Origin of the sequence: uncultured Limosilactobacillus sp. (assembly GCF_934202235.1) — a bacterium.
In the GTDB taxonomy this organism is placed as follows: Bacteria; Bacillota; Bacilli; order Lactobacillales; family Lactobacillaceae; genus Limosilactobacillus.
In genome coordinates this window covers 1-24327 of the sequence record NZ_CAKPXS010000011.1, presented here as the reverse complement: position 1 = coordinate 24327, position 24327 = coordinate 1, and the positions used below count along the sequence as shown (strand labels likewise).

General features: G+C 51.2%; 23 protein-coding genes. 3 read left to right on the top strand and 20 right to left on the bottom strand.

All coding sequences use genetic code 11. From position 1 onward, the window contains the following. Positions 1 to 8: 8 nt before the first annotated feature. The 10 genes from Q0E49_RS02975 to Q0E49_RS02930 form a co-directional block, all read right to left on the bottom strand. Complete coding sequence (locus tag Q0E49_RS02975) at positions 9 to 923, bottom strand: LacI family DNA-binding transcriptional regulator (protein WP_295746474.1); 915 nt, start codon at positions 921 to 923, stop codon at positions 9 to 11. 18 nt (positions 924 to 941) lie between these two features. After that, a complete protein-coding gene (locus Q0E49_RS02970) occupies positions 942 to 1664 on the bottom strand; it encodes a pseudouridine synthase (RefSeq protein WP_295746473.1) in 723 nt (240 codons plus the stop codon). Beyond that, complete coding sequence (gene scpB, locus Q0E49_RS02965) at positions 1630 to 2262, bottom strand: SMC-Scp complex subunit ScpB (RefSeq protein ID WP_295746472.1); 633 nt, start codon at positions 2260 to 2262, stop codon at positions 1630 to 1632. Before scpB ends, Q0E49_RS02970 begins: the two co-directional genes overlap by 35 nt. After that, on the bottom strand, positions 2246 to 3028 hold the full coding sequence (locus Q0E49_RS02960) for a segregation/condensation protein A (RefSeq protein WP_295746471.1): 783 nt from the start codon (positions 3026 to 3028) through the stop codon (positions 2246 to 2248). The genes scpB and Q0E49_RS02960 overlap by 17 nt, the downstream gene beginning before the upstream one ends. Then, the gene (locus Q0E49_RS02955) at positions 2979 to 3380 is read right to left on the bottom strand and encodes a reductase (protein WP_295746470.1); all 402 of its coding nucleotides are present in this window, start codon (positions 3378 to 3380) and stop codon (positions 2979 to 2981) included. Before Q0E49_RS02955 ends, Q0E49_RS02960 begins: the two co-directional genes overlap by 50 nt. A 24-nt stretch (positions 3381 to 3404) precedes the next feature. Further along, on the bottom strand, positions 3405 to 4322 hold the full coding sequence (gene xerD, locus Q0E49_RS02950; RefSeq protein ID WP_295746469.1) for a site-specific tyrosine recombinase XerD: 918 nt from the start codon (positions 4320 to 4322) through the stop codon (positions 3405 to 3407). Next, the gene (locus Q0E49_RS02945) at positions 4315 to 5208 is read right to left on the bottom strand and encodes a S1-like domain-containing RNA-binding protein (protein ID WP_295746468.1); all 894 of its coding nucleotides are present in this window, start codon (positions 5206 to 5208) and stop codon (positions 4315 to 4317) included. The genes xerD and Q0E49_RS02945 overlap by 8 nt, the downstream gene beginning before the upstream one ends. Before the next feature lie 115 nt (positions 5209 to 5323). Further along, positions 5324 to 6001 (bottom strand): type 1 glutamine amidotransferase, encoded by a 678-nt coding sequence (locus Q0E49_RS02940; RefSeq protein WP_295746467.1) that lies wholly within the window; start codon positions 5999 to 6001, stop codon positions 5324 to 5326. A gap of 145 nt (positions 6002 to 6146) precedes the next feature. Next, positions 6147 to 7568 (bottom strand): pyruvate kinase, encoded by a 1422-nt coding sequence (pyk, locus tag Q0E49_RS02935; protein WP_295746466.1) that lies wholly within the window; start codon positions 7566 to 7568, stop codon positions 6147 to 6149. Positions 7569 to 7696: 128 nt separating this feature from the next. Then, positions 7697 to 11068: a DNA polymerase III subunit alpha gene (locus Q0E49_RS02930; protein ID WP_295746465.1), complete on the bottom strand. Its 3372-nt coding sequence runs from the start codon at positions 11066 to 11068 to the stop codon at positions 7697 to 7699. A gap of 137 nt (positions 11069 to 11205) precedes the next feature. Between Q0E49_RS02930 and Q0E49_RS02925 the strand changes: the two genes are divergently transcribed. Continuing rightward, on the top strand, positions 11206 to 11400 hold the full coding sequence (locus Q0E49_RS02925) for a DUF2929 family protein (protein ID WP_295746464.1): 195 nt from the start codon (positions 11206 to 11208) through the stop codon (positions 11398 to 11400). Positions 11401 to 11471: 71 nt separating this feature from the next. Here the strand turns inward: Q0E49_RS02925 and pepT are convergent, their stop codons facing one another. The 10 genes from pepT to lysA form a co-directional block, all read right to left on the bottom strand. Continuing rightward, positions 11472 to 12713, bottom strand: a complete 1242-nt coding sequence (pepT, locus tag Q0E49_RS02920; protein WP_295746463.1) for a peptidase T — start codon at positions 12711 to 12713, stop codon at positions 11472 to 11474. Positions 12714 to 12727: 14 nt separating this feature from the next. Then, the gene (locus Q0E49_RS02915; protein ID WP_295746462.1) at positions 12728 to 13555 is read right to left on the bottom strand and encodes a Nif3-like dinuclear metal center hexameric protein; all 828 of its coding nucleotides are present in this window, start codon (positions 13553 to 13555) and stop codon (positions 12728 to 12730) included. Then, the gene (locus Q0E49_RS02910) at positions 13552 to 14247 is read right to left on the bottom strand and encodes a tRNA (adenine(22)-N(1))-methyltransferase TrmK (RefSeq protein WP_295746461.1); all 696 of its coding nucleotides are present in this window, start codon (positions 14245 to 14247) and stop codon (positions 13552 to 13554) included. The genes Q0E49_RS02915 and Q0E49_RS02910 overlap by 4 nt, the downstream gene beginning before the upstream one ends. Positions 14248 to 14348: 101 nt before the next feature. Continuing rightward, the gene (locus tag Q0E49_RS02905; protein WP_295746460.1) at positions 14349 to 15413 is read right to left on the bottom strand and encodes an aspartate-semialdehyde dehydrogenase; all 1065 of its coding nucleotides are present in this window, start codon (positions 15411 to 15413) and stop codon (positions 14349 to 14351) included. A 16-nt stretch (positions 15414 to 15429) separates the two neighbouring features. Continuing rightward, positions 15430 to 16617, bottom strand: a complete 1188-nt coding sequence (locus tag Q0E49_RS02900; RefSeq protein WP_295746459.1) for an aminotransferase class I/II-fold pyridoxal phosphate-dependent enzyme — start codon at positions 16615 to 16617, stop codon at positions 15430 to 15432. 22 nt (positions 16618 to 16639) lie between these two features. After that, on the bottom strand, positions 16640 to 17419 hold the full coding sequence (gene dapB, locus Q0E49_RS02895) for a 4-hydroxy-tetrahydrodipicolinate reductase (RefSeq protein WP_295746458.1): 780 nt from the start codon (positions 17417 to 17419) through the stop codon (positions 16640 to 16642). Positions 17420 to 17421: 2 nt separating this feature from the next. Further along, positions 17422 to 18342 carry a 4-hydroxy-tetrahydrodipicolinate synthase gene (dapA, locus tag Q0E49_RS02890; RefSeq protein ID WP_295746457.1) on the bottom strand — a complete coding sequence of 307 codons (921 nt, stop codon included), beginning with the start codon at positions 18340 to 18342 and terminating at the stop codon, positions 17422 to 17424. A 19-nt stretch (positions 18343 to 18361) separates the two neighbouring features. After that, complete coding sequence (locus Q0E49_RS02885; RefSeq protein ID WP_295746456.1) at positions 18362 to 19525, bottom strand: N-acetyldiaminopimelate deacetylase; 1164 nt, start codon at positions 19523 to 19525, stop codon at positions 18362 to 18364. Between the two features lie 4 nt (positions 19526 to 19529). Further along, on the bottom strand, positions 19530 to 20240 hold the full coding sequence (gene dapD, locus Q0E49_RS02880; protein WP_295746455.1) for a 2,3,4,5-tetrahydropyridine-2,6-dicarboxylate N-acetyltransferase: 711 nt from the start codon (positions 20238 to 20240) through the stop codon (positions 19530 to 19532). A gap of 22 nt (positions 20241 to 20262) precedes the next feature. After that, on the bottom strand, positions 20263 to 21582 hold the full coding sequence (lysA, locus tag Q0E49_RS02875; RefSeq protein WP_295746454.1) for a diaminopimelate decarboxylase: 1320 nt from the start codon (positions 21580 to 21582) through the stop codon (positions 20263 to 20265). Positions 21583 to 21808: 226 nt separating this feature from the next. Here lysA and Q0E49_RS02870 point away from each other — a divergent pair, with 226 nt between their 5' ends. Together Q0E49_RS02870 and dapF are read left to right on the top strand one after the other, a co-directional pair. Then, complete coding sequence (locus Q0E49_RS02870; protein WP_295746453.1) at positions 21809 to 23176, top strand: aspartate kinase; 1368 nt, start codon at positions 21809 to 21811, stop codon at positions 23174 to 23176. Beyond that, positions 23176 to 24174: a diaminopimelate epimerase gene (dapF, locus tag Q0E49_RS02865; protein ID WP_295746452.1), complete on the top strand. Its 999-nt coding sequence runs from the start codon at positions 23176 to 23178 to the stop codon at positions 24172 to 24174. Before Q0E49_RS02870 ends, dapF begins: the two co-directional genes overlap by 1 nt. Positions 24175 to 24327: the final 153 nt, after the last annotated feature.

The window sequence follows — 24327 nt, the reverse complement described above, 5'->3', positions numbered from 1 at the left end:
CGTACTTGTCAGTTAATAATTTGAAAGTCGACCAAGCGGTGGTTAGTCGCAGGGTCAAAAAGCAATTCGACTGCCGCACTGCCAATGGCCCGCGGTAATAAGTCCACCTTCATCACCCCTGGCATAATCATGCCCAGTAAGCGCGAATTGTTGAAACAGAGTGCGGGTAACGAGGCCAGTTTGGGGTGACTTGTCACAAAGTGCAGATAGTTGACATCGTCGCTAGCAATTAAAGAATCAAAATGGTCAGCAGCCAGTGGTTGGTCAACGGTGGCTTCCTGGATTGGTAACTTTTGCCGGGCCATCTGCTCTCGATAACCCGCCAGTCTTTCCTCTTCATAGGGCCAATGTTGAGCGGACACCACAAAGAGGGGCCGGTTAACCCCTTTTTGCTTCATCAGCGCAGCCGTCCCCTGATAACCAGCAAGGCGGTTATCACTATCGACAAAACGGTCACCAGCCTGCCCTGCCTGGCCGATAATCACAAAGTCTAATTCTTGTTGTCGCAGGTAAGTAATCACCGGGTCATCTTTGAGGGAATAAAAGACCAGCAATTTCGTCACGTTGGCATTCTCCACCAGCGACTTAACATGGTCGAGCAGCTCTGTCGTTGTCTGGCCAATAGCAACTGCCATCTCGTAATGGTGGGGCGCAAGTTTAGCGGCCACTCCGCGCATTAAATCCAAGTGGAAAGGATTGGCAAAGGCCCCTTCCTCGGTGACCGGAAAAACCAGACCAACGATATTACTCTTCCCACTAGTTAGGTTTTTGGCAGCGTAGTTGAGACGGTAGCCCAACTTGGCGGCAGCTTGGCGAACACGTTGGCGGGTCGCGTCGCTAATGCGGGGATTATTGTTAAGGGCCCGGGAAGCCGTCGATACCGAGACGCCGGCTTGGCGGGCAACATCTTTAATGGTACTCATTAGCTTTCACCACTCTGCTTAAAGCTCACGAAGGGCGCGCACTTCCGCAGTCCGTAAGGAACGGAACTTACCACTGGCCAAACCGGTTAAATCGAGAAAACCGTAACTTTCCCGGTGAAGTTTGATCACCGGATGACCAACTGCTTCAAACATTTTTTTCACCTGGTGGTAACGCCCCTCATGAATTGTAATCTTTACCCGGCATGTTTTCTTTGCCCGGTTGGTTTCTACCAATCGCGGGTGACTTTCCCGGGTCATTTTGCCATCAACCTCGACCCCGCGCCGCAATGTTCGCAAATCATCATTAGTGACTAACCCGCGAACCTTGGCAACGTAGGTTTTGTCAATTTCAAAACGTGGGTGCATTAGTCTGTTCGCCAGGTCCCCATCGTTAGTCAGCAGTAAGGCGCCGGTCGTGTCATAATCCAGTCTCCCGACCGGGTAAATCCGTTCGTTAACACCTTCCTGCTTTAGCAAGTCAACCACTGTTGTCCGGCCATGTTCATCATGTGCTGACGAAATAACGCCCCGCGGCTTATTCAACAGGAAGTACTCGTGCTGCTCCTTTTGTAAGGGCACACCATCGACTGCTACCACGTCATTACCGTCAACTTTGGTCCCGAGAGTAGTAACCCGCTTACCGTTGACGGTCACTCGTCCTTCCAAAATAATTTTTTCGCTATGCCGACGTGAAGCCACCCCCGCTTCAGCCATTACCTTTTGTAGTCGTTGCTGTGTCATTTTTTTCCTCCCGTTGTCGTTGTTGCTCCTTGCGTTGCAGTGCCCGCATAAAGATGTCACCGTCGAGGTCATCAGTCGTCAGCTGCTCAGTTAGTGGCGGCAGCTCCTTTAACGAAGACAGACCAAAGTAGTCCAGGAAAGCGGTCGTCGTAGCGTACTGAAACGGTCTGCCAGGAGCGTCAAGCCGCCCACTAGTTGTGACCAGCCCACGCACAATCAGTTTCTGGAGTGAACCAGAGCTTTGGACACCCCGAATGGCGTCGATCTCAACCCGGGTAATTGGCTGCTTGTAGGCTACAATTGCCAATACTTCCAGGAGGGCGTTCGTGAGCGGCACCGTCAGTGGCACTTCAAAGTAGTGCTTAATTACTGGCGCCAGGCTGCTCTTGGTAGCTAGCCGGTACGTATTCCCAGACTTTAGCAGGACCAGTGCGCAATCGGCATCGCCCTCATATTTCCTCTTTAAACGTTCCAATAAGGCTGAGACGGCGGGACGCATAAAGCCGGTCAGTTTTGCCAGGTCACTGAGGGTGATCCCCTCGTCGCCACTGATAAACAGTAACCCTTCAATGACTGCTAAGTTACTTTGCTCTGCCATCACGCGCTCCTTTCCTGGGACGAAGGCGGACAATTAAGGGGGCCAGTGGACTCGCCTGGCTCACTAAGACCCGCCCGTGCTTGCATAACTCAAGGAGAGCCATAAAAGTGGTCACCAAGTTCTCCCTACTAACATCATCCTCAAACAAGTCAATGAAGCGTTGCGGACCCGCCTGCAACTGATGAGTGACCGCCTGGAGACGCTCCTCCACCGTCACCTTTTCGGGACTGACCGTTTCTTCCACTGGCTGGCTCAAACTGTGACGCCTAACAACTTTTTCAAAGGCTGTCTGTAACTGGTTTAAACTCACGCCAGGTGCCACTTTGGCGCTAATCATTTGCTCCGGCACTGCCATCGCGGCCCGACTGAATTCCTGCTGACGAAATTCTTCCTTGTCCTTTAACTTCGCCGCAGCATCCTTATAGCGTTGGTATTCCAACAATTGTTCTACCAGTTCCTGTCGTGGATCTTCCGGTTCCATTTCCGGCTCTTCTTCCACCGGCGGTGCCGGCAGTAACATTTCACTCTTGATGCGCATGAGGGTCGCGGCCATCACAAAATAATCACCGGCAACTTCCAGGCGGTGTTTCTTCATTGAGGCCAGGTAATCCATGTACTGACTGGTAATCAGTGCCATTTGGATATCCCGAATATCCATCTCGTTTTGCCGGATCAGGTGAAGGAGAAGGTCTAATGGTCCTTCAAAGTCTTCCAGTTTAATTGTCGGCTGAAACGGGTGGTCTACGATGACTGGTTTGTCGCTCATGTAATTCCTTCTCCCAGTTAGTAATCAATGGTTGGTTAGTCAAGGTGCCGACGACCCGTTTGTCCGGATAGCGCGCCGCCACAGCATCCAACAGTGAATAAATGTTTCTGCCCGTCCGTTCACTCGGGGTAAATGACAAGCGTCGGACCAGGACATAATCGTCCTTGACTTCCAAAATGACGACACCGATAAAATGGCCTCCGTCTGGCGTCTGCCAAAGGAAAATTGGTTGGTCATCAGCGGTTGACCAGAAAATCTCGTCATGAAGTCGCTTGACATTATTCAATGACGGGATAAAGGACAATAACCCCATGACGATTTTTTGGTAATCCTTATGGTACCTCACTAACATCTTTGACACCTCTTAATTATTATCCTAAGCGCGTGGGTGATATTTTTGATAAACAGCGGTCAGCCGCTTCCTCGAAACGTGGGTATAGATCTGCGTCGTTGCAATATCTGCATGCCCCAACAGTTCCTGAACAACTCGCAAATCAGCGCCGTGTTCCAACAAATGGGTGGCAAATGAGTGACGAAGCGTATGCGGGGTCACATCCTTGGTGATGTTAGCCGCAATTACATCCCGTTTTAAGTTTTTCCATACTCCTTGACGGGTCAACTTGCGGCCGTTAGCGTTTAAGAAAACAGCAGTGGAACGCTGCTTTTTCAATAATTTGGGGCGAACTGCTGTTAAGTAGCGTTGCACCCAGTCACTGGCAATATCACCAACCGGGATAATGCGCTCCTTGTCGCCCTTCCCTCGCGGCTGGATCAACCCAACAGCTAAGTGAAGCTCGGCCATTGTCAGGTTAACCAATTCGCTCACCCGAACACCTGTCGCGTACATTAATTCCCACATTGCCCGGTCACGAATGCCAAGTAGAGTACTGGTATCAGGGACCGCCAATAGGCGCCCAACTTCTGCCTCACTCAGAACCGTCGGCAGCTTGCGGCGCCCCTTGGGTAACTGAACCAGCTTCATTGGATTTTCGCTAATCAAGTTTCGCCGGAGAAGGTAAGCGAAAAATTGTCGCAGTGAAGAAACCATCCGCGATTCAGTTTCCGCTGCCCGCCCACGGTTTTGCATGCTGGCCAAAAGCGAAAGAACAGCAAAACGGTCAACGTGCTGCCAATCACTGATGCCATGCTGCTGCCAATAAGCAGCTGCTAAGCTTAAATCCGACCGGTAAGCCTCAACCGTATTAGCGGAAAGGTTGCGCTCAACCGCCAAATAGTTGGCAAAATCCCCCAACTGATCGCCATAAGCGGCCTTCAGCGGTTGGCCATTACTCATCTTCCTGGTCCTCCTGGTTGTTCATTAACCGGAGCTGACCATCACTTTGGCTGATTAACTTTGACTTAAGCAGGTGGCCCACTGCCCGCTTAAACTGGCCCTTGGAAATTCCGAGAAGCGCCTTGATGTCGGCCGGTGATGACTTGTCACTCAACGGCATCGTCCCCTCGACACTATGGCGCAACATCGCGAGGATCATTTGTGAATCGTCGTCAATGGCCTGGTACCCCCGCGGCTTCAATGACAGGTTCAACCCGCCATGGTTGGAAAAACCGATTACCCGCGCCCGTAAAACCTGACCTAAACGTGGTTCGGCATCACGTTCGCTCGGGTGAATAAAGCCCAGCTGATAAGTATCAGTAATGACGTGGGTGCCATTTAATTTCACCTGGGTCACTGTCGCCTCCACATCGGCGTTCATTTGCTGGCGCTGTGGTTTTTGAGCAATTACTTGAAAGAGGTCGGGAGTTGCTAACTGGCCCCAGAGGCGGTCGTGATCGTCCACCTTCAAGGAAATCATCAAGCGGTCGCCCTTTTGTGGCCAAAGGGTCTTCATCGCCGGCAAATCATCAAGTGAAACGGCAATATCCTTGTTTGTCAACCCCACGTCGACAAAGACGCCGAGATTGCGGCGGACACCAACGACCGTCCCAAAAGCATAATGATCCACCCGCACCGCCGGAATATGCTCGCAAGTCATTTGCCGCTGGTGATCTTCATTTTCGTAAACAAAACCGCGGATTGACCCACCAATATGAAGGACCTGTGGGCTCTCCGCCTTCAATAACCGGTAAGTTTGCCCGTTTCGTGATGGTTGAACAAAGTAATATTTCTCGTTTTCGTCGATCATTACGGCGTCGACAACTCGCCCCAGTTTTTGATTCATCAGCCGTCCTCCTCAGTCATTCCTAAACTACTTTATTTTACACGTCTCCTCCGACTATGCCAAGAAGCTGGGCAGAAGAAAACCGGGCCGCAACGCAGCTCGGTCCGCTCATTTCCTAGTCTTGTGAATTGCTGATAAAGTCCAGCATCCTGTAAACAGCCCGCTTATTTTCTGCTGGCACGCCGTGAGCGATGATTTCTTCACCCGTTTGGTGAAGGTCGTTGGCCTTTAGCGGGTATTGGCAATCGTTGATTGCAATTTCGCGAACATTATCGTTTTTGGGTTCCAAATGAAATTGAAGCCCAATCACATTATCTCCTAAGAGGAATCCCTGGTTTCTGACTAAGTCGCTACTAAACAGCAACGTCGCTCCTTTCGGCAGTTCAAACATCTCCTGGTGCCAGTGAAGGGCGGTCAACCGGACCGGCAGTTCCGGAATGGCAGTATTTTGCCGGTAAACCGGTGCCCAGCCGACTTCCTTGTGCGGTGCCGCTTTGATAACCGCACCAGCCGTCTTTGCAATCTGCTGCGCGCCAAAACAGGCCCCAAAGAGTGGCCGATGCGCAGCCAGCAACTGCTTAATCAACTGTCGTTCCTGGATAATCCAATCATCATTATCATTCGGACTCATTGGCCCGCCAAGAATCACCAACATCCCCGTTTGCGCAGCTGACGGCAAAACACCGAATTGGTAAGGGTGATAAATAAACACTTCATGGCCCCGATCATGTGCCCAATCAGCAATGGTCCCCGGCCCCTCGTTGGGCGTGTGTTGCAAAACATTAATTCTCATTGATAATCCTTTCCATCAACGGCAATGTTGGATTAGGTATCGCCTGCAAGTACCCAAGTTAGTTTTATTATAACCGTCCCAGGCAAATCAACCAAAAAGAAAACGGCTGGATTTTCCCAGCCGTTTTTAATGATTTAACGGGTAACTACTTGATTTCCTGAATCCGCATCAAGTTAGTAGTCCCCTTCTTACCAACCGGCAAACCAGCAACGACAATAATCTTGTCGCCAGTCTTAACCAGTCCTTCATCCTTAGCCACTTGGCTGGCCTTTTCAAACATATCATCAGTATCAGCTGGCCGTTGAACCAGAACCGGGTGGACACCCCAGTTAACAGTCAGTCCCAGTTGAACCCGTTCGTCAAAGGTCAAAGCTAAGATATCTGCATTTGGCCGATACTTGGAAATCATCCGTGCCGTGTAACCAGAAGCAGTAGCGGCAACAATGGTGTGAATGTTAAGGTCCTTCGCAGCACGAGCAACAGCAGAACCAATCGTTTCGGTAACGTCTGACTTATCAAAGTCAAAAGTTTCAGTGCCAAAGTCGCTCAGGTGGTTTTCAGCCTTGATGTCAATCCGGTTCATCGTTGCAACTGATTCAACCGGGTATTCACCGTTAGCACTTTCACCTGACAGCATCGTGGCATCCGTCCCGTCAAAGATGGCGTTAGCCACGTCAGAAACTTCGGCACGTGTTGGCCGTGGGTTTTCCTGCATGGAGTCCAGCATCTGGGTAGCGGTGATAACCGGCTTGCCCAGCATGTTGCACTTGCGGATCAGGGTCTTTTGAACCAGCGGCACATTTTCAGCCGGAATTTCAACACCCATATCACCACGAGCAACCATCAGCCCATCAGAAACCTTGATGATTTCGTCAAAGTTATCAATCCCTTCTTGGGATTCAATCTTCGGGAAGATTTGAACATCTTCCATGTGCTTTTCCTTTAGCAGCGCCCGGATATCCAAAACATCCTGGGGCTTACGAACAAATGATGCGGAAATAAAGTTAATACCATGATCACAGCCAAAGCGGATATCGCTGCTGTCCTTCTCGGTAATCCCCGGGAGGTTAATGGAAACACCAGGAGCGTTAACCCCCTTGCGGGAGCCCATTACCCCATCGTTTTCGGCAACCGTTACCAATTCCTTATTAGCATCGTCCTTTTCAACGATCTTGAAATCGAGCAAACCATCGTCAACCAGGACGTGACCACCAACGTGAGTGTCATCGTACAATCCGGGGTAAGTAACAGCAATCTTATCCTTGGTTCCTTCCAGGGAATCATCCATGGAAATCCGCAGCTTATCACCAGTGTGGAATTCGATCTTCCCGTCTTTTTGAACGGTCGTCCGAATTTCGGCACCCTTAGTGTCAAGCATAATGCCGACCTTCTTACCGGTAATTTCTTCGGCCTTGTGGACGTTCTTCAGTCGTCCTAGGTGTTCAGGGTGATCACCATGCGAGAAGTTAAAACGGAAGATGTTGGCCCCGGCGTTAATTAACTTAACGATCGTGTCCACATCAGTACTTGCTGGTCCCAGAGTGCTGACAATCTTTGTCTTTTTCATAATCGACATCTCTCCTTTGATTGTATCAATCGGACGGTAGCAAACCGTCAATTACACTGCTATCTTAACACTAATTATCAGCGATGTCCGCCCCAAAATCGGTGGAAGCGCTTTTATTAATTAACGATTTATTTATGGTTAGACTGCTGCTGTAAGAAGACGTTTTTGTTACCAAATTGGTCGGCCAATTTGTTGCGAACCTCCTCATCAGCGCTGAGGTTTTGTGCCGGTGGCTGCCGGTACGTTTTACCGTTTGCGGCATAGTAAACAACTACCGGACAATCACCGGCGTGGTGCTTGGCAATGGTCGTCAAAATATCGTTCACCGCGCTAACTGATTTACCGTCGATCACCTTGATCACCCACCGCTGGGCAGCGCTGGAAACTAGTTGACCATTCATCCGGTTGGCCGCGGCGATGCGGTTAGCGATTAACTGAATCCGCCCGTTGCGGCTTTCCACCTTCCCGTCCACTACCAGGACCGTTCCTTCTCTTAAAATGTCCTGGTACTTGGCAAACTGCTGAGGAAAGACTGTCACTTCCAAAGAACCACTGGTATCACTAGCGGTCAGAAAAGCCATTTGCCGCTGCTCACGGCGGGTTGAGACCTGGCGCATCCGGGAGATAAAAAGGACCAAGGTTGCCACTTGACCAGGATGAATATCTGCTACCTGGCTAGCATGAAGTTTGACTGCCAGCCGCTGGTAAGGCGTCGTCGGGTGTCCTGAAAGGTTCAAGCCCAACAGCTCCTTTTCAAATCCCAGCCTGATAATGAGTGGGTACTCCGGACTAGCGGGCAAGGTTGTTTCAAAATCACTGCCCAACCCTAGCTGTCCCAGGTTAATCCGGCCCTGCCCACTCTCTTCGTTCAGCAGGTCTGGCAGTGACCTGACCATCTGCTGCCGATTATACTTCAGGTGGTCAAACGCCCCCGCCTTGATCAGCGCTTCGACACTTGCTGACGGAACACTCCCCTCTTTGCTCAACCGGCTCAAAAAGCTAGGAAGGTCAGCAAAGGGACCATTTGCTGCTCGTTCTTGAACAATGGTCTTAGCAAAGTCGTGACGCATTCCCTTAATTTGCGCCAAGCCGAAGTAAAGGGTATTCCCGTGGCGGCTAAACTCCACCTGGCTGAAATTGACGTGGGGGCCATTGACCTTGACCCCCCGCCGCTGTGCCGAACGAACGTACTGACGAAGCTTATTGACGGAAGCTGCCTTGCTTAACAGGGCATTATAAAACTGCGGGGCAAAATGGACTTTCAGGTAAGCAAGTTCAAAAGCAAACTTGGTATAGGCAACGGCGTGCGAATGGTTAAAACCATAATTAGCAAACTGGTCAATATAGTCAAAGGTGGCCACTGCCACTGACCTGCTATATCCCCGCTGCAGAGCGCCGTTAATAAATTGTCGCCGCATTTTTTCCATGACGGCCTTCTTCTTTTTACTCATTGCCCGCCGCAAGATATCGGCCTGCCCGAGACTAAAGCCAGCCATTGCGGCCGCCAACTGCATGACCTGCTCCTGGTAGACCAAGATCCCGTAAGTCGGTCCTAAAATGGGTTTTAGTGAAGACGCGGGGAGTTGGTAAGGTTCTTGCCCGTGTTTACGGGCAATATAGTGGGGAATATTATCAAGGGGACCCGGCCGGTAAAGGGCATCGACGGCGACGATATCTGCAAATTTTTCCGGGTGCAGGTCAACCAGTGTTTGCCGAATACCAGCCGACTCAAACTGAAAAATACCAGTAGTTTGCCCTTGTTGAAATAATTGGAGTGTTGCGGGGTCATCCAAGTTGATGTCGTGGATCGCTAATGCCGGGTCATCATGGTGGACGTCAGTTACCGCCCGCGCCAGGATGGTTAAGTTACGCAGTCCCAGGAAGTCCATCTTCAATAGTCCCACCCGCTCAACGGTCTCCTTCGCATACTGGGTCACTAGCAGCCCGTCGTTTCCCGCGGCCAGTGGAACGATTGAATGCAGCGGCGAGGCAGCTAAAACCACCCCGGCCGCATGGACGGATGTCTGTCGCGGCAGGCCGCTTAATTGACTGGCAACTTTGCCTAGCAGCTTCCCTAGTGGCGAGCCGCTAACCGCTGCTTGCAACTGTGGCGACTGGCGGAGGGCGTCAGTAAAATCAACCGCGCCAGCGGGGACCTGTGAAGCCAAATCCGCAATCTCGTACTTGGCATACCCCAAGACCCGCGCCACGTCGCGAACCACTTGTTTGGCACCAAGCGTACCAAAAGTGATGATTTGGGCAACTCGGCGGTGCCCATACTTCTGGTGAAGGTATTGGAGGACCTCCATCCGTCGATCATCAGGAAGGTCCAAGTCAATGTCCGGCATTTGCTTCCGTTCGGGATTCAAGAACCGTTCAAACAACAAGTTGAAGCGCAAGGGGTCAACTTCGGTAATTCCCAACACATATGCCACCAGCGAACCAGCGGCCGAACCACGACCGGCATCGGTAAAAATCCCGTGCTTTTTGGTATAAGCCATCACGTCATGAACGATGAGAAAATAGTCATCAAAACCTAACTGGTGAATAATTGTCAATTCATGGTCGAGGCGCTGCTGATAAGGCCGCAAATCGCCTTGCGATGTCAATTGGCGTTTCTTCAACCCTGCTAAACACAGTTGACGAAGGTAGGTTGGCGAGTCCATCCCGTGAGGGGTCGGAAATTGAGGAAGGACTGGTGGTTGAAATTGAAGTTCAACCCGGCAATCAGCAACGAGTTCCTCGCATTTAGTCAATGCCTCGCTCAGCCCTGCCTGCTGATAGTCGGCAACTAGCTGCTTGGCAGCCGGTAAAAAACAGTTCCCTTGCTTGTTAGCTTCTTCAAGGGGGTTTGCGATCGCAGTATTGTTTGCAATGTGATGAACCGTTTGGTAAGCGAAGCGGTCCTGCGGATCCAGGTAGCGGACTGATGTTGCAGCGACAAGTGGCATCTGGTAGTTGCGAGCAAGCTGGGTGATCGTCGTCCGTAACACGTCAGATAATTGCGGGGTGATGCCCATTAGCAGGTGACGGCCATTGACTACCTGCCGCAGGCCGGCCAACATATCCACCGAACCAGCATTACCAGCAGCTAAGCCGACGTTGTCAGTGGGCAGGACCACTGTGAACAGGTCTGACAAGTATGCTTTTATTTCATTAACGGTCAACGGGTGCTGCCGCCCGGCTTCCTGCGTCTGTTTCATGGATGACAGAATCATTAAGTGCTGGTAGCCAGTCAAATTTTCGGCAACAAAAACGACCGGTAAAACGTTGTTGCCAGCATCCCCAATGGCCAGATCTAACCGTAAGGCCAATAAAGGCTTGATCCCGGCTGCCAAGGCGGCCCGGTAAAACTCAACAGTCCCGTACATTACCCCGTGATCTGCCATCACCATTGCTGTGTACCCGCGCTCCTTCGCCGCAGTGACCAGCTTAGTTGGCGTGATAATCCCGTCCAGTAGTGAATACGAACTGGCGGTGTCTAGTGGAACCACTGGCATTGTGTCTGCTCCTTTCGTCAGTATTATGTGCTAAGTTTATCACAAAACCACTTAACAGCGTCGAAAGCGATTTCCCCATTGTTAATCCGCTATTTCTTATGTTAGAATAAAGCTGTTATAAATGAGGAGTTGAAACTATGAAGTGGCTTGTTAAAAACATCGTCATTGCTATTTGGGCCTTTGTCATTGGCCTGGTACTGGCTTATATTACCAGTCAACTGCAACTGATGAAGGCTGATTATGTTACCGATGGCTTGGTTGCAATGGTGGCCGGCCTAATTATGGTGAACGGGATGAGCTACATTAGCACTCATGCTAACCCACACCAGTAAGACATTATCAACACACCAAAAAAGCTTCCGATTAATTATCGGGAGCTCTTTTTTTAGTTGTCAGTCGTTGCCTAATTCTTAGCCGCATTTAACTGCACAATCTTTAACAGCACTTCTAATGCCTTCTCCATCGTCTGCAAGGAAACATATTCAAAACGGGAGTGCATGTTTTCCCCACCGGCAAAGAGGTTTGGTGTTGGCAAGCCCATGAAACTGATCGTCGACCCGTCAGTCCCACCACGAACCGGGTAAATGACCGGCTTAATATCCAGGTCAGTCATTGCCTGCTTGGCCAGGTTCACGACATCCATGTGCTTAGCTAAGACTTCGCGCATGTTGTAATACTGGTCGGTGATCGTCAGGTGAATGCGTGGCTGGTCATAGTGGTCGTTGATCTGCTGAGCTAACTGCTTCATCAAGGCCTTACGCGATTCAAACTTTTGGCGGTCATGATCACGAATCAAATAAGTCATCGTCACTTCATCAACGCCGCCATCAAACTGGTAGAGGTGGAAGAAGCCTTCGCGCCCCGCTGTCTTCTCCGCCCGGTCATGTTCGGGTAGCAAGTTATGGAAGTCAATTCCCAGCTGAATAGCGTTAATCATCGTCCCCTTGGCCACCGCCGTGTGAACGTTTTTGCCGCTGATCGTTAACTTCGCCTCAGCAGCGTTAAAGGTCTCATACTCCAGTTCGCCCAGCGGCCCACCATCGACGGTGTAAGCAAAGTCTGCCGCAAAATCATCCGTATCGAAGTGGTCAGCACCTGTGCCGATTTCTTCATCCGGACTAAAGCCCAAGCGAAGCTCACCGTGTTTGACTTCCGGATGAGCTAGCAGGTACTCTGCCATTGTCATGATTTCAGCAACCCCTGACTTATCATCGGCGCCGAGGAGGGTTGTCCCGTCCGTCGTTACCAAGGTTTGCCCCGCATAATTCTTCAATGCCGGGAATTCTTGCGGGTCGAGCTGGTAAGTCCCATCACCAAGCGTAATTGGCGAATGGCCGTCGTAGTTTTCCACTACCTGTGGGCGGACATTCTTCGCATTAAAGTCCGCGGTGTCGACGTGCGCCAGGAAGCCGATGACTGGTACTTGATGGTCGACGTTGCTGGGGATCGTGGCTACCAGGTAGGAATTCTGGGGATTGAGATGGACATTTTCGGCACCAAGGGTTGTTAATTCTTCTGCCAACTGCTTTAAAAACGCCGTCTCTTTTGGCGAAGACGGGATCGTCTCACTATCAGGATTAGAACGCGTTTCCACCTTCACGTACTTTAGAAACCGTGGTAACAAATTTTCAAACTTTTCTGACATCTTCTCACCTCATTTTAATGCTGACGAACAAAAGTAAACGGTTCGGTATTAACCGCTGATTCACAGACAGTTAGCTCCCAACCTTCCTGGTGGGACCACTGCTTGATTAATTCTGCTAAGCCATGAACGGCAACCACTTCAATGTGGTGACCAGCATCGAGGACCACCAGGTGGTGGGCCTGAATATCATGAGCCGTGTGGTAGGTCACATCCCCCGTCACGTAGGCATCGGCACTAGCAGCCGTGGCTTGTTGATAAAATTCACTGCCACTGCCGCCGAGGACCGCAACCCGTTTAATTTGCCGGCCACGATCAAGCGGGTTGATGATCAACCGCGCTGCCGGTAGTTCAAAGACCCGTAAACAGTACTGGACAAAGTCGTCGACACTGAGGGCAGTCGCAAGCTCACCAACCCGGCCCATCCCAACTTCTTGCCCCGAAACCGGATCCGTGCCGGCGTCAACCAGTGGGACCGTGGACTGCAGCTGCAACTGTTGTGCTAACCAGTCATTCATCCCGCCATTAGCAGTATCCAAGTTAGTATGGGCAGCATAGACGGTAATGTGGTGGGCCAGTAAGTCCGCGTACATTTGGTTCTGCGGGTCACGCACATCCAGGTTCACTGCGGGATGAAACATCACCGGGTGATGGGCAAAAATGAAGTCCACTTGCTTATCAATGGCTTCTGCCACGACAGCGGGGCGAACATCAAGCGTCGTCATCAAGCGGTGAATCGGCCTGCTGGGGTCGCCGACTTGCAGGCCAACGTGATCCCACGACTCGGCCAACTTGGGTGATGCGAAACGTTCAAAGCGCGAAATCAGCTCTAATCCGGTTGTCATCCTAACACCTCCCCAATCAATGCTAACCGGTGACGAAAGTGCGCAATTTTATCCGCTGGCGGCTGGCTGGCCGTTTTCATCTGCGCAAGGGCAGCCGCTTCACGTTCGCGAACCTCTTCCCACTTTCGCCGAAAAATCGGTCCCTGTTTTTCAATCAATAATGGTCCAAAGACTAGTTCACGTTCATCGTATTGAATCGGGATCATTGTTGGTTCAGCCACGATAATTTCGTAGACGTGCCCGTCTTCTTCCAAAATCTCTTCGGCATTAATCTGAAAACGGTGGTTAACCAGCCACCGCCGTAACCGTTCTTCGCCGACATTTGGTTGGAGAACTAAGCGCTTAATCCCAGCAAGTTTGTCCTGACCGCGTTCGAGAATCTCAGCAATCAGGCTACCACCCATCCCAGCAATGGTAACCGTCTCCACCTGGTCGCCTGCTTCAATGGCGTCAAGCCCATCAGCCAGGCGGACCTGAATTTGCTTATCCAAGCCCTGGGCAGTGACTTCCGCCTGGGCGTTTTCGTACGGGCCCCGGACGACCTCACCAGCAACCACGTAATTGCTCTGCCCGTTCAACACCAGCGCCGCTGCCAGGTAGGCATGGTCGGCACCAATGTCGGCCACCCGGCTATGTTCAGGAACATAGGCAGCCACCCGGCTAAGTCGTTTTGACAAATGATGTTCATCCACGCTTCATTTCCCCCTTTTCTTTAGTATACCTGATTATCAAGGAGGCAACAGCTTCTGACACAAAAAAACGGCAAGTCATGATCGCTTACCGTTTTGCAAGTTTAAATTAATCCTTGTTCAACCATCGTTTCTGCATTTTCAACCGTATTCCAGGCCGCACCCTTGAGTAAGTCATCAGCCACGATCCACATGTTGAATGCCCCCGGGTTTTCGTAGTCCGGGCGGATCCGGCCGACAAATGTTTCTCGCTTCCCGGTAGCGGTCAATGGCTGCGGATAAAGCTGGTGCTTAATATCATCTTGTAAAACAACCCCTGGGAAGTCGGCAACAACGCGCTTGATGTCGTCAGCAGTGGCATCGTGGTCATCAACCGTGACGTAGACACTTTCCCCGTGAGAAATTGGCACTGGCACGCGGACACAAGTAGCAGTGACCTTAATGTCTGACGAATCCATGTCGTTCAATAAGATCTTCTTTGTTTCGTGGATCATCTTCCACTCTTCATGGGAATAACCAGAATCTTCGAGAACATCAATTTGCGGCAAAAGGTTGAAAGCAAGTGGATAATGCTTCTTGTCGCCCTTGGTTGGCAAAATCTTGGCGTCCTTTTGCATGTCCTCGCCATTGATATAATCCTGGCTTTCGGTCAGCAGTTCATCAATGGCACTTTGCCCGGCCCCGCCAGCCGCCTGGTAGGTCGACACAATGACCTGGTTTAAACCAAAGTGATCATAAATTGGCTTGAGCGCCATCACCATCTGAATAGTTGAACAGTTGGGGTTGGCGATAATACCGTGGTGGTTTGCTAACTCCTGCGGGTTCACTTCTGGGACAACTAGTGGAACGTCCGGCTCCATGCGGAAGGCACTCGTGTTGTCAACACACACTGCCCCGCGCTTAACGGCTTCTGGCAAGAGCTTCTTTGAGACTGAACCGCCGGCTGACGAAAGTACGATGTCCACCCCGTCGAAGGACTCAGGAGTCGCTTCTTCCACCGTTACCGGCTGCCCGTTGAATTCCAGAACTTTACCGGCAGAACGCTTTGATGCAAGAAGCTTAATTCCCTTGACCGGAAGATGGGCCAATTCCATCTGTAACTGCTCGATCATTCGCGTTCCGACAGCACCAGTAGCCCCCAGAATCGCAACGTTATATTGCTTTGTCATATCTCTTCACTCCTATTTAATGTAAATTATCCATAAAAGTCGTCAAGCGGCTGATAAATTCGTGCAAATCTGCATCCGACGCCGCGTAAGAAATCCTAAAGTAGCCTTCACCACCAGGGCCAAAAGCACTGCCGGGGATGATGCCGACCTTGGCCTGGTGAGCCAGATCGAGACCAAATTGCCAGTCGTCTTTGCCATATTGGCTGGGAATCTTGACAAACATGTAAAAAGCCCCGTTTGGTGTTGCCAACTCAAAGCCGAGGTTAGCCAAGGCGCCTTGGAGATAGTCCCGCCGTTTCTTATAGGCCTCGCGGAAGGAGGCCGGGTCGTTATCGCCATGATTAAAAGCTTCAATGGCCGCTGCTTGTGAGGCATCCGTAGCGGTTGTCACGAGGAAGCCGTGAACCTTGCTTGCCTGTTCAACAAAGTCTGCTGGCCCGGCTAAAAAGCCAAGCCGGTACCCAGTCATCGCGTGGGACTTGGAAAGCCCATCAATAATGACAGTTCTTGACGGGATCATTGTGGCGATGGAAGCTGGTTTCACACCATCGTAAGTAAGCGTCCGGTAGATTTCATCGGCAATGACCATCAGGTGGTGAGCCTCAATAACGTCAGCCAACGCCTGAAGTTGACCCGCCGAATAATTTCTTCCCGTCGGGTTAGTCGGGTAGTTGAGCATGACGGCCTTCACACCATCACCGACACGATTAATTTCTTCCTCCAGTCGCTCTGGGGTTAAAACAAAACCATCAGCACTCGTATCAACCAGTACTGGTGTTGCCCCGGCCAGTTCAACAATTGGAAAGTATAGTGAGAACACTGGTGTCGGGATAATAACCTTATCGCCAGGATTGAGCAGTGCCAAAACAGTCGCCGTCAGGGCCTCAGTTGCCCCGATCGTGACCACGATTTCGTTTTCTACTGAATAGTCAAGCCCCCGGGTCCGTTTCAGGTACCCGCTAATTGCTTTCCGTAACTCCAGTTTACCCCGGGTTGTTGAGTAGTGTGAGTCGTTATTCTTAATTGACGCGACCGCTGCTGCCTTAACGAGTTCGGGGGTATTGAAGTCCGGCTCACCCAGCGTCAGTTTGAGGATGCCCGGGATTTGGCTGACTTCCATGTCAAACGCCCGGATAGCGCTTGGCTTCATCTTGGTGATATCACGGTTAACCGTGTCGTGCAGGTCTGCTGCGAGTTCTGGCATCTGAATGACTCCTTTCCAGTGCTTATAAAATATTTTCTAAGCCAACGACCAGCTGGTCTAACTGCTGGTACTTTTGCAAGGACACCTTCACGCCACTCATGAAGGAGTGCCGGTCAAACGAATCCTGACGAATCGTCAATGCTTCGCCGGCACCACCGAAGAGTACCTGTTCGTGAGCCACGTATCCGGGGAGACGGACTGAGTGAATGTGAATGCCGTGATAATCGCCGCCACGAGCGTGAGCAAGCGTGGAAACCTTGTCAGGGCTGCTCTCGTGCTCCGGCCGGTTTTCATCGATCATCTTGGCAGTGGCCAACGCCGTTCCCGAAGGTGAATCTGCCTTATCAGCATGGTGCATTTCGATGATTTCAACATCGGGGAAGTAGGCGGCTGCTTCCTGAGCAAATTTCATCAAGAGGACCGCCGACATCCCAAAGTTGGGAGCAATCAAACCGCCCACCCCTTTTTGCGCAGCGAGCTCCTTTAGTGAGGCAACCTGCTGGTCGTTAAGGCCGGTCGTGCCGATAATCGGAACAATTCCGTTGTTGATTGCTGCCTGGGCATTGGCAAACACCGCTGCTGGGACGGTAAAGTCCACCCACACATCAGCAACCGGGCCATCAATTTCAACCGCGTCGTGGTAAAGCGTCGTGTGGATAGATAAGCCCTCAGCGGTTAAGTCTTCTAACTTAGCAGAAGGATCCAGCACTGCACTGATTTCAAAGCCGTCCAGTGAACGCACCAGGTCCACCACCTGGCGGCCCATTGAACCGGTAAAGCCAGCAACTAATACTCTTGTCATAATTATTCCCCCAAATTTAGTGGCAGACCACTGTCCAGTGACCCATTCGGCAGTGACAACTCCGTTTCCAGCTGGCGCTTTTCCTCATCATTAAGCGTCAAGATTGGTAACCGACAGCCACCGGTCGCAAACCCCTGGGCGTTCAACACCGCCTTCACCGGCGATGGCGACGGGAACATAAATAGCGCCGCCATTCGTGGCGTTAACCACCGTTGAAGTTGCCCAGCCGCTGCTACCTTCCCGGCATGCAAGTCGTCCAGCATGGTCCGCAGCTGGTCACAGTAGCAATGTGACGCTACCGAAATCACCCCGGTAGCTCCGAGGGCCACCGCCGTCAGGGCCTGGGCATCCTCGCCAGTGAAGACACAAAAGTCAGCGGCCTTGTGATCAACGATATACTCCAGCTCCGGCAGTGATGCACACTGCTTAACGGCCGCAATATTCTGGTGGTGCGACAGCTGAACGATCGTTTCCTGGTTCATCTTGACGCCGGTCCGCCCGGGAATATTGTACATTACCAGCGGGATGTGGGCAGCATCAGCAATCGTTGTGAAGTGGGCGACCATCCCTCGCTGGTTCGGCTTGTTATAGGGCGGAACGACGACTAACGCGTAGTCAATCCCGTCGATGGCAGCCACTTCGTTGGTGAAAGCTAGCGTTTCCGCAGTATTGTTACTGCCAGTCCCCGCAATCACCGGGACCCGGCCATCAACAATCTTGGCAAAGTGGCTGTATAAGGCCAACTTCTCATCATGAGTCAACGTTGGCGTTTCACCTGTCGTTCCCCCAATAACAAAGCCATTACTGCCGTGTTCAATCAGGTAGTTAGTGAGCTTGGTTAAAGCGTTATAGTTAATTGTTCCGTCATCGCTAAACGGAGTGACGATGGCGGTTAGTAAGTCAGCATCTTCTAGTGCAACCATTTTAATCGTCCTTCTTTACTTAATTATTAGCGTAATTTTCCTGCATCCGGTACTCTAGGAAGCCGGTGATGGCGTCAACACCCCGGCTAATCGATTCTTCCTTCGGTGTCAGTGTGGCCGAGTGGAGCTGCGAATCATCGTCGACCCCTAACCAGAACATTGTTCCCGGAAACTTGGCTAACAGGAAGCCAAAGTCTTCCCCGGTCATTGCCGGCGGCGTTTCGACAAAGTCTACTGATGACGCCTGTTTCATATACTTGATGAAGTGTTTGGTTAAAGCCGGGTTGTTTTCTACGGGCCAGTAACCACCCTGGTTGAGTTCCAACTTAACCTGGCAACCAAAGCTGGCAGCAGTCCCATCACAAACTTCCCGTAAGCGCTGGTCAATTTTTTCAATCATTTGCTGAGTCAGTCCGCGGATTGTCCCTTCAATGCGGGCGTGACCAGCGATCACATTGCGAATCGTTCCCGCTTCCACTTTGCCAAGGGTAATCACCCCACTAGCAATGGGGTCAATACTCCGCGAAATGATTGTCTGGACTTGCATAATCAGACTAGCAGCAGCGACAACCGTATCGTTAGCCTGCTGGGGGTAAGCAGCATGCCCTCCTTTGCCGATAAGGTCGATATTCACTTCGGTCGTCCCGGCAAAGAGGGTGCCCATCCGACAACCAATTGCTCCTGCTGGCAAGTGCGGATTATCGTGGAGGCCATAGAACTCGTCAGGCTTCCACTGGTCATTAAAGAGACCTAACTCGTAAGCCCGCTTCCCACCGTACTCCGCTTCTTCGGCTGGTTGGAAGAAGAATAAGAGGTTATCAACCGGCTGGTGGTCACTGAAATAAGCGAGAACCCCGAGGGCAACTGTCATGTGAATGTCGTGACCACAAGCGTGCATCACCCCCGGGTGCTGGGAAGAAAATGGTAACCCCGTCTTCTCAGTCACCGGCAGGGCATCGATATCCGTCCGGTAGCCAATCGTCCGCCGCGGCGCCTTGCCGGCGACCAGCACCATCAAGGCAGTCGGCAATTCCGGCATCTCGCGAATGGTCAAGTACTGCTGGTTAAAACCGCTAATTACCTGCTTCAAGTAGGCGTGGGTTTCCCGCTCGTGGAGTGCCAATTCGGGAATCTGGTGGAGGTGGCGGCGAATGTGGATTAGTTCGTCATTGCTTAACGTCATACCATCACAACTTTCTTAAGGAGTCTTCCAGTGCGGTTTTGCCAGTGGTCTTCTCATCGACCTTTTTGATAAACCGGGCCGGAACTCCCGCGACCACTGTGTGCGGGGCCACATCTTGGGTCACCACGGCACCAGCAGCCACAACTGCTCCTTCACCAACGTGCACACCTTCAATTACGACGGCGTTGGCACCAACCAACACGTTATCATCAATCCGCACTGGCTGAGCAGAGGCTGGTTCAACCACCCCCGCAAGGACGGCACCAGCACCGATATGGCAATGCTTACCAACGATGGCCCGGCCGCCCATCACGACCCCCATATCAATCATTGAATCGTCACCAATCACTGCGCCAATGTTAATCGTGGCACCCATCATAATAACCGCATTGTTGCCAATCTCTACTTGGTTACGAATAGTCGCACCCGGCTCAATTCGCGCATTCACGTCTTTCAGGTCCAAAAGAGGAACTGCTGAATTGCGACGGTCATTTTCCACGCGGACGCCTGTTAGTTGTTCCTGGTGTTGGTCCAAAAATGGTTTCATCACTGCCCAGTCACCAAAAAGCACCCCGCTATGTTCTTCAACAAAGGCCTCGATACCGTCAGGATATTTCAGTCCCGCCAGTTCACCCTTAACGTAGGCTTTAACCGGGGTCGCCTTCTTAGCGTTTGCGATGTAATTAATTATTGATTGAGCATCCATTTGCGTCATTGTTAGTCACCATTTCCTTTCATCATTCCAGCGTATAAGACTGGTCGAGTGCGACCAGGTCAGCAAGCGTTTCCCGCTTGACAACCAATTGGGAATGACCGTTTTTAACGAATACAATTGCTGGTCGGGGGTTACGGTTATAATTGGAAGCCATCGTGTAGCCGTAAGCGCCGGTATCCAGCATCACTAGGATGTCCCCTGCTTTAGTTTTTGGCAGCGGTACATCGTCAGCCAAGATATCACCTGATTCACAGTACTTCCCTGCCAACCGCACATGTTCAGCCGCTTTTTGCGTTGGATCAGCAGCAAACACCGTTTCGTATTTTGCCTGATAAAGTGCGGGACGAATGTTATCGCCCATCCCCCCGTCAACACTGACGTACGGTTCCAACCCCGGAATATCCTTGCGTGAGCCAACCGTGTAGAGGGTGTAACCAGCTGGTCCGACAATCGAACGTCCCGGTTCAATCCAGATTGCCGGAAGCGGTAAGTGACGACGAGCAGCTTCCTTTTTAACGGTTTTGACAATCGCGTCAACAAATTCTTCTGGTTTCAGGGGATGGTCGGCGCTGACATAGCGGATCCCAAAACCACCACCGACGTTAATAATGGAAGCCAGATAACAGTAGTCTTGCCGCCAGTGGTCGACAACCGCCATCAGTTTTGCGGCCGCCATCTCAAAACCATTCAGTTCAAAAATCTGTGAGCCAATGTGGGCATGAACACCGCACAGGTCCATTCGTGGATTAGCGAGGACTTGCTGGAGTGCCTGGTCAGCTTGCCCTGAGTCCAGGTCAAAGCCAAACTTGCTGTCGACTTGGCCAGTTGCCGTGTATTGGTGGGTGTGGGCACTGATTCCCGGGGTAATTCGTAACATGACGCGAGCGGTCGCATCACGTTCCTCTAGCACTGCTGTCAGCAGGTCAATTTCGTGGAAGTTATCCAGGACAATCATCCCGACGTGATGATCAACCGCCATCACCAATTCCTGCTTGGATTTATTATTGCCGTGAAAAGTTAAACGCGCAGCCGGAAACCCAGCTTGAAAAGCCGTCGCCATTTCTCCCGCAGAAACGACATCAGCGTGAACGTGGTCACCTGCCGGTTTAAGCAATTGGTAAATTGCTTTGATTGCCAGTGCCTTGCTCGCGTAACTCACAACGTAGTCAACATTGTTTTCTTCAAAGACTTTTTTGAACCTGGCCACCTGTCCGGTAATTTGATCGACGTCGTAGACCATCAATGGGGTGTGGTACTGGTCAGCCAATTTCAGGGTATCAACCCCGCCAATTGCCATGTGGCCAGCTTCATTCACCTGTGATGGTTGCAGCTGTGCATTCATCTTTAACAGACCTTCTTTCTTCCTTAATTTCTAATTAGTGTAAAGATTCCCAGCGAGTGCGTCAAGTCATTTTTAATAATTTTCTCATTTTAATATGATAATCAGCGGCGTTATTCGGTTTAATTTCTCATTTTAGGGTTGCGATCAGTTCAGAAAATGATAGAATCCTTAGTAACTTAAAAAGACGAATTCCACCCGGAATTCGCTTAATAAAGGAGGATATTTTATGAAGGTCGTAAAGTTTGGCGGCAGTTCACTAGCTGATGGGGAGGCTTTTACCAAAGCAATCAACATCATTAAGGCCGACCCGGAACGGTGGGTAGTTGTAACCTCTGCTCCCGGGAAGCGTAACTCTGCCGACCGCAAAGTCACTGACTTGCTGATCCAATACGCAAACGAGGTGATTGCCGACAAACCTGTCGACCAGACCATCACCGCGATTTTTGACCGTTACCAGCAGATCGGGGACTTCTTTGGTCTGTCAGCAAATAGCCTGGCGCCCATTAAAGAAGCGCTGACCAACCTGCCTCACGGTGATTACCCGGATAACAACTACCTCATGGCAGCCTTTAAGGCCCATGGTGAACGGCTCAATGCTCAGTTGATGGCAAAGGTTCTCAACCACTTGGGACTGCCGGCGCGGTACGTCGACCCGCTGGCTGCGGGCATCGTTGTCAGCGGGACCCCGAATAATGCCACCATTTCGCCAATTACCTATAAGAACCTTTCCCACCTTCACGTTGGTGATGATGAACGGTTGATTTTCCCTGGTTTCTTTGGGTTCACCCCCACCGGTCACATTGCTACCTTCTCACGGGGCGGTTCAGATATTACTGGCGCCATGCTGGCCAAGGGGCTAAATGCGCGGATTTATGAAAACTTCACCGATGTTGATGCTATCTATTCCGCTAACCCGCACGTGGTTGAACACCCCCAGGCAATTCACCGGATGACCTACCGGGAAATGCGGGAACTCTCATACGCTGGTTTCTCAGTCTTCCACGACGAAGCTCTCATTCCAGCCATTGAGGGTCAAATCCCGGTCAACGTCAAGAACACTAATAACCCAACGGCACCAGGCACCATGATTGTTCCAGAAACTGGCTTTACCGCCACCCACGTGGTTACCGGGGTTGCCAGTGCTAAGCACTTTTCGGCCCTCTACCTACATAAGTACCTGATGAACAAGCAAGCGGGTTTCACCTTCTCGATTTTACAGATTCTCGCCAAGTATGGTGTTTCCTACGAGCACATGCCCTCAGGAATCGATGACATCACGATTATCTTTGACCGTGACAAACTAACCGACGCAGTAATCGACCAATTCTGTAACGAAATCCAGTACGAAATCGATCCCGACCGGCTAGAGTGGATTGACGACTACGCCATTATTATGGTAGTTGGTGAAGGAATGGTTCACCGCGTCGGAACAATGGAACGGATTGCCACTGCCGTCGCTAACGATGGCCTTTCCTTGACGATGGTCAACCAGGGCGCTTCACAGATTTCCATTATGATTGGGACTCGGCGGGCTGATGCTGACCAGGCGGTTCGCAGCATTTACCATGAATTTTTTAACAAGGAGGAAGATTAATGGCTGAATTATTGAAGGTTCATGGCTCAATGAACCAGTTCTTTATCCTGGACCAAGACGAACTGACCAGTCCCCTTAATGACGAGCAATTAACCGCCCTCGCAATCCAGTTATGTGATGAAAATCATCACATTCTGGGTGGGGCCGACGGGCTACTAGTGGTCGACCACGGGACCCATAAGGGGGTTCGCGGCCGCATGCAGGTGGTCAATGCCGATGGTAGTAGGGCGTCAATGTGTGGTAACGGTTTGCGTACCGTTAGTCGTTACCTGAGTGACAAATACGGTGAAGATGAATTCGTTGTTCAGACAGCCAAAGTCGACCTCCGCGTTCGCCGTCAACCAGAATTAGCGCCTGGCGTTCCGGCATTTGCCGTTGAAATTTCACCAGTTAGTTTCACGGCTGAATCATTACCATTTACCAACTTAGGTCACCAGCGACTGCTAGCCACGGCGGTACCAGAGCTGGCGCCCCGGCTGCATTTCACCGCGCTCTCTATTCCTAATCCCCACCTCATCTCCTTTGTTTCTGAAGAGGTCCAAAACGGGTCGACCTTGGGCCAGCTGGGTACTTTCCTCAACGGTGCTAACCCGTACTTCCCAGAGGGAGTTAACGTCAACTTCGCCCACATCGATGGTGACAGTCAGCTCTTCGTCCGCACCTTTGAACGGGGCGTGGGCTTCACCAATGCCTGCGGAACAGGGATGTCAGCCACTTCGCTGGCCTTAGTTCTCACTCATCCTGATGTTGGTCACTTCGATACTCCGATTAAGGTCTTTAACCCTGGCGGAATGGTTAAAACGATCGTTCACCATGATCACCACCGCTACTGGGTCGAGCTGATCGGTAACGCGACGGTGACGGCTCACGTAACGGTTGATGAAAAATTACTGAAGTCAGCCCGCTTTACTGCCAAGGATGTGCGGATTGAGCCAACTAACGAGCAAGATTCCTACGACCATTTTGTTGAGACTGTGGCCGCACAGCGCCAGAAATAAGTGGCGGGCTCACCCCTCAACCCTGATCGATGAACACTGCCGTACTATTAACTAAGAACAGAAAAAACCGTCGAGAGTGAAGTGCAATAAAAAAGTTAGACAAAATTAGACAATTAAGCTGCTAAGGCATGATTTCGGTATTCTACTGGGGTC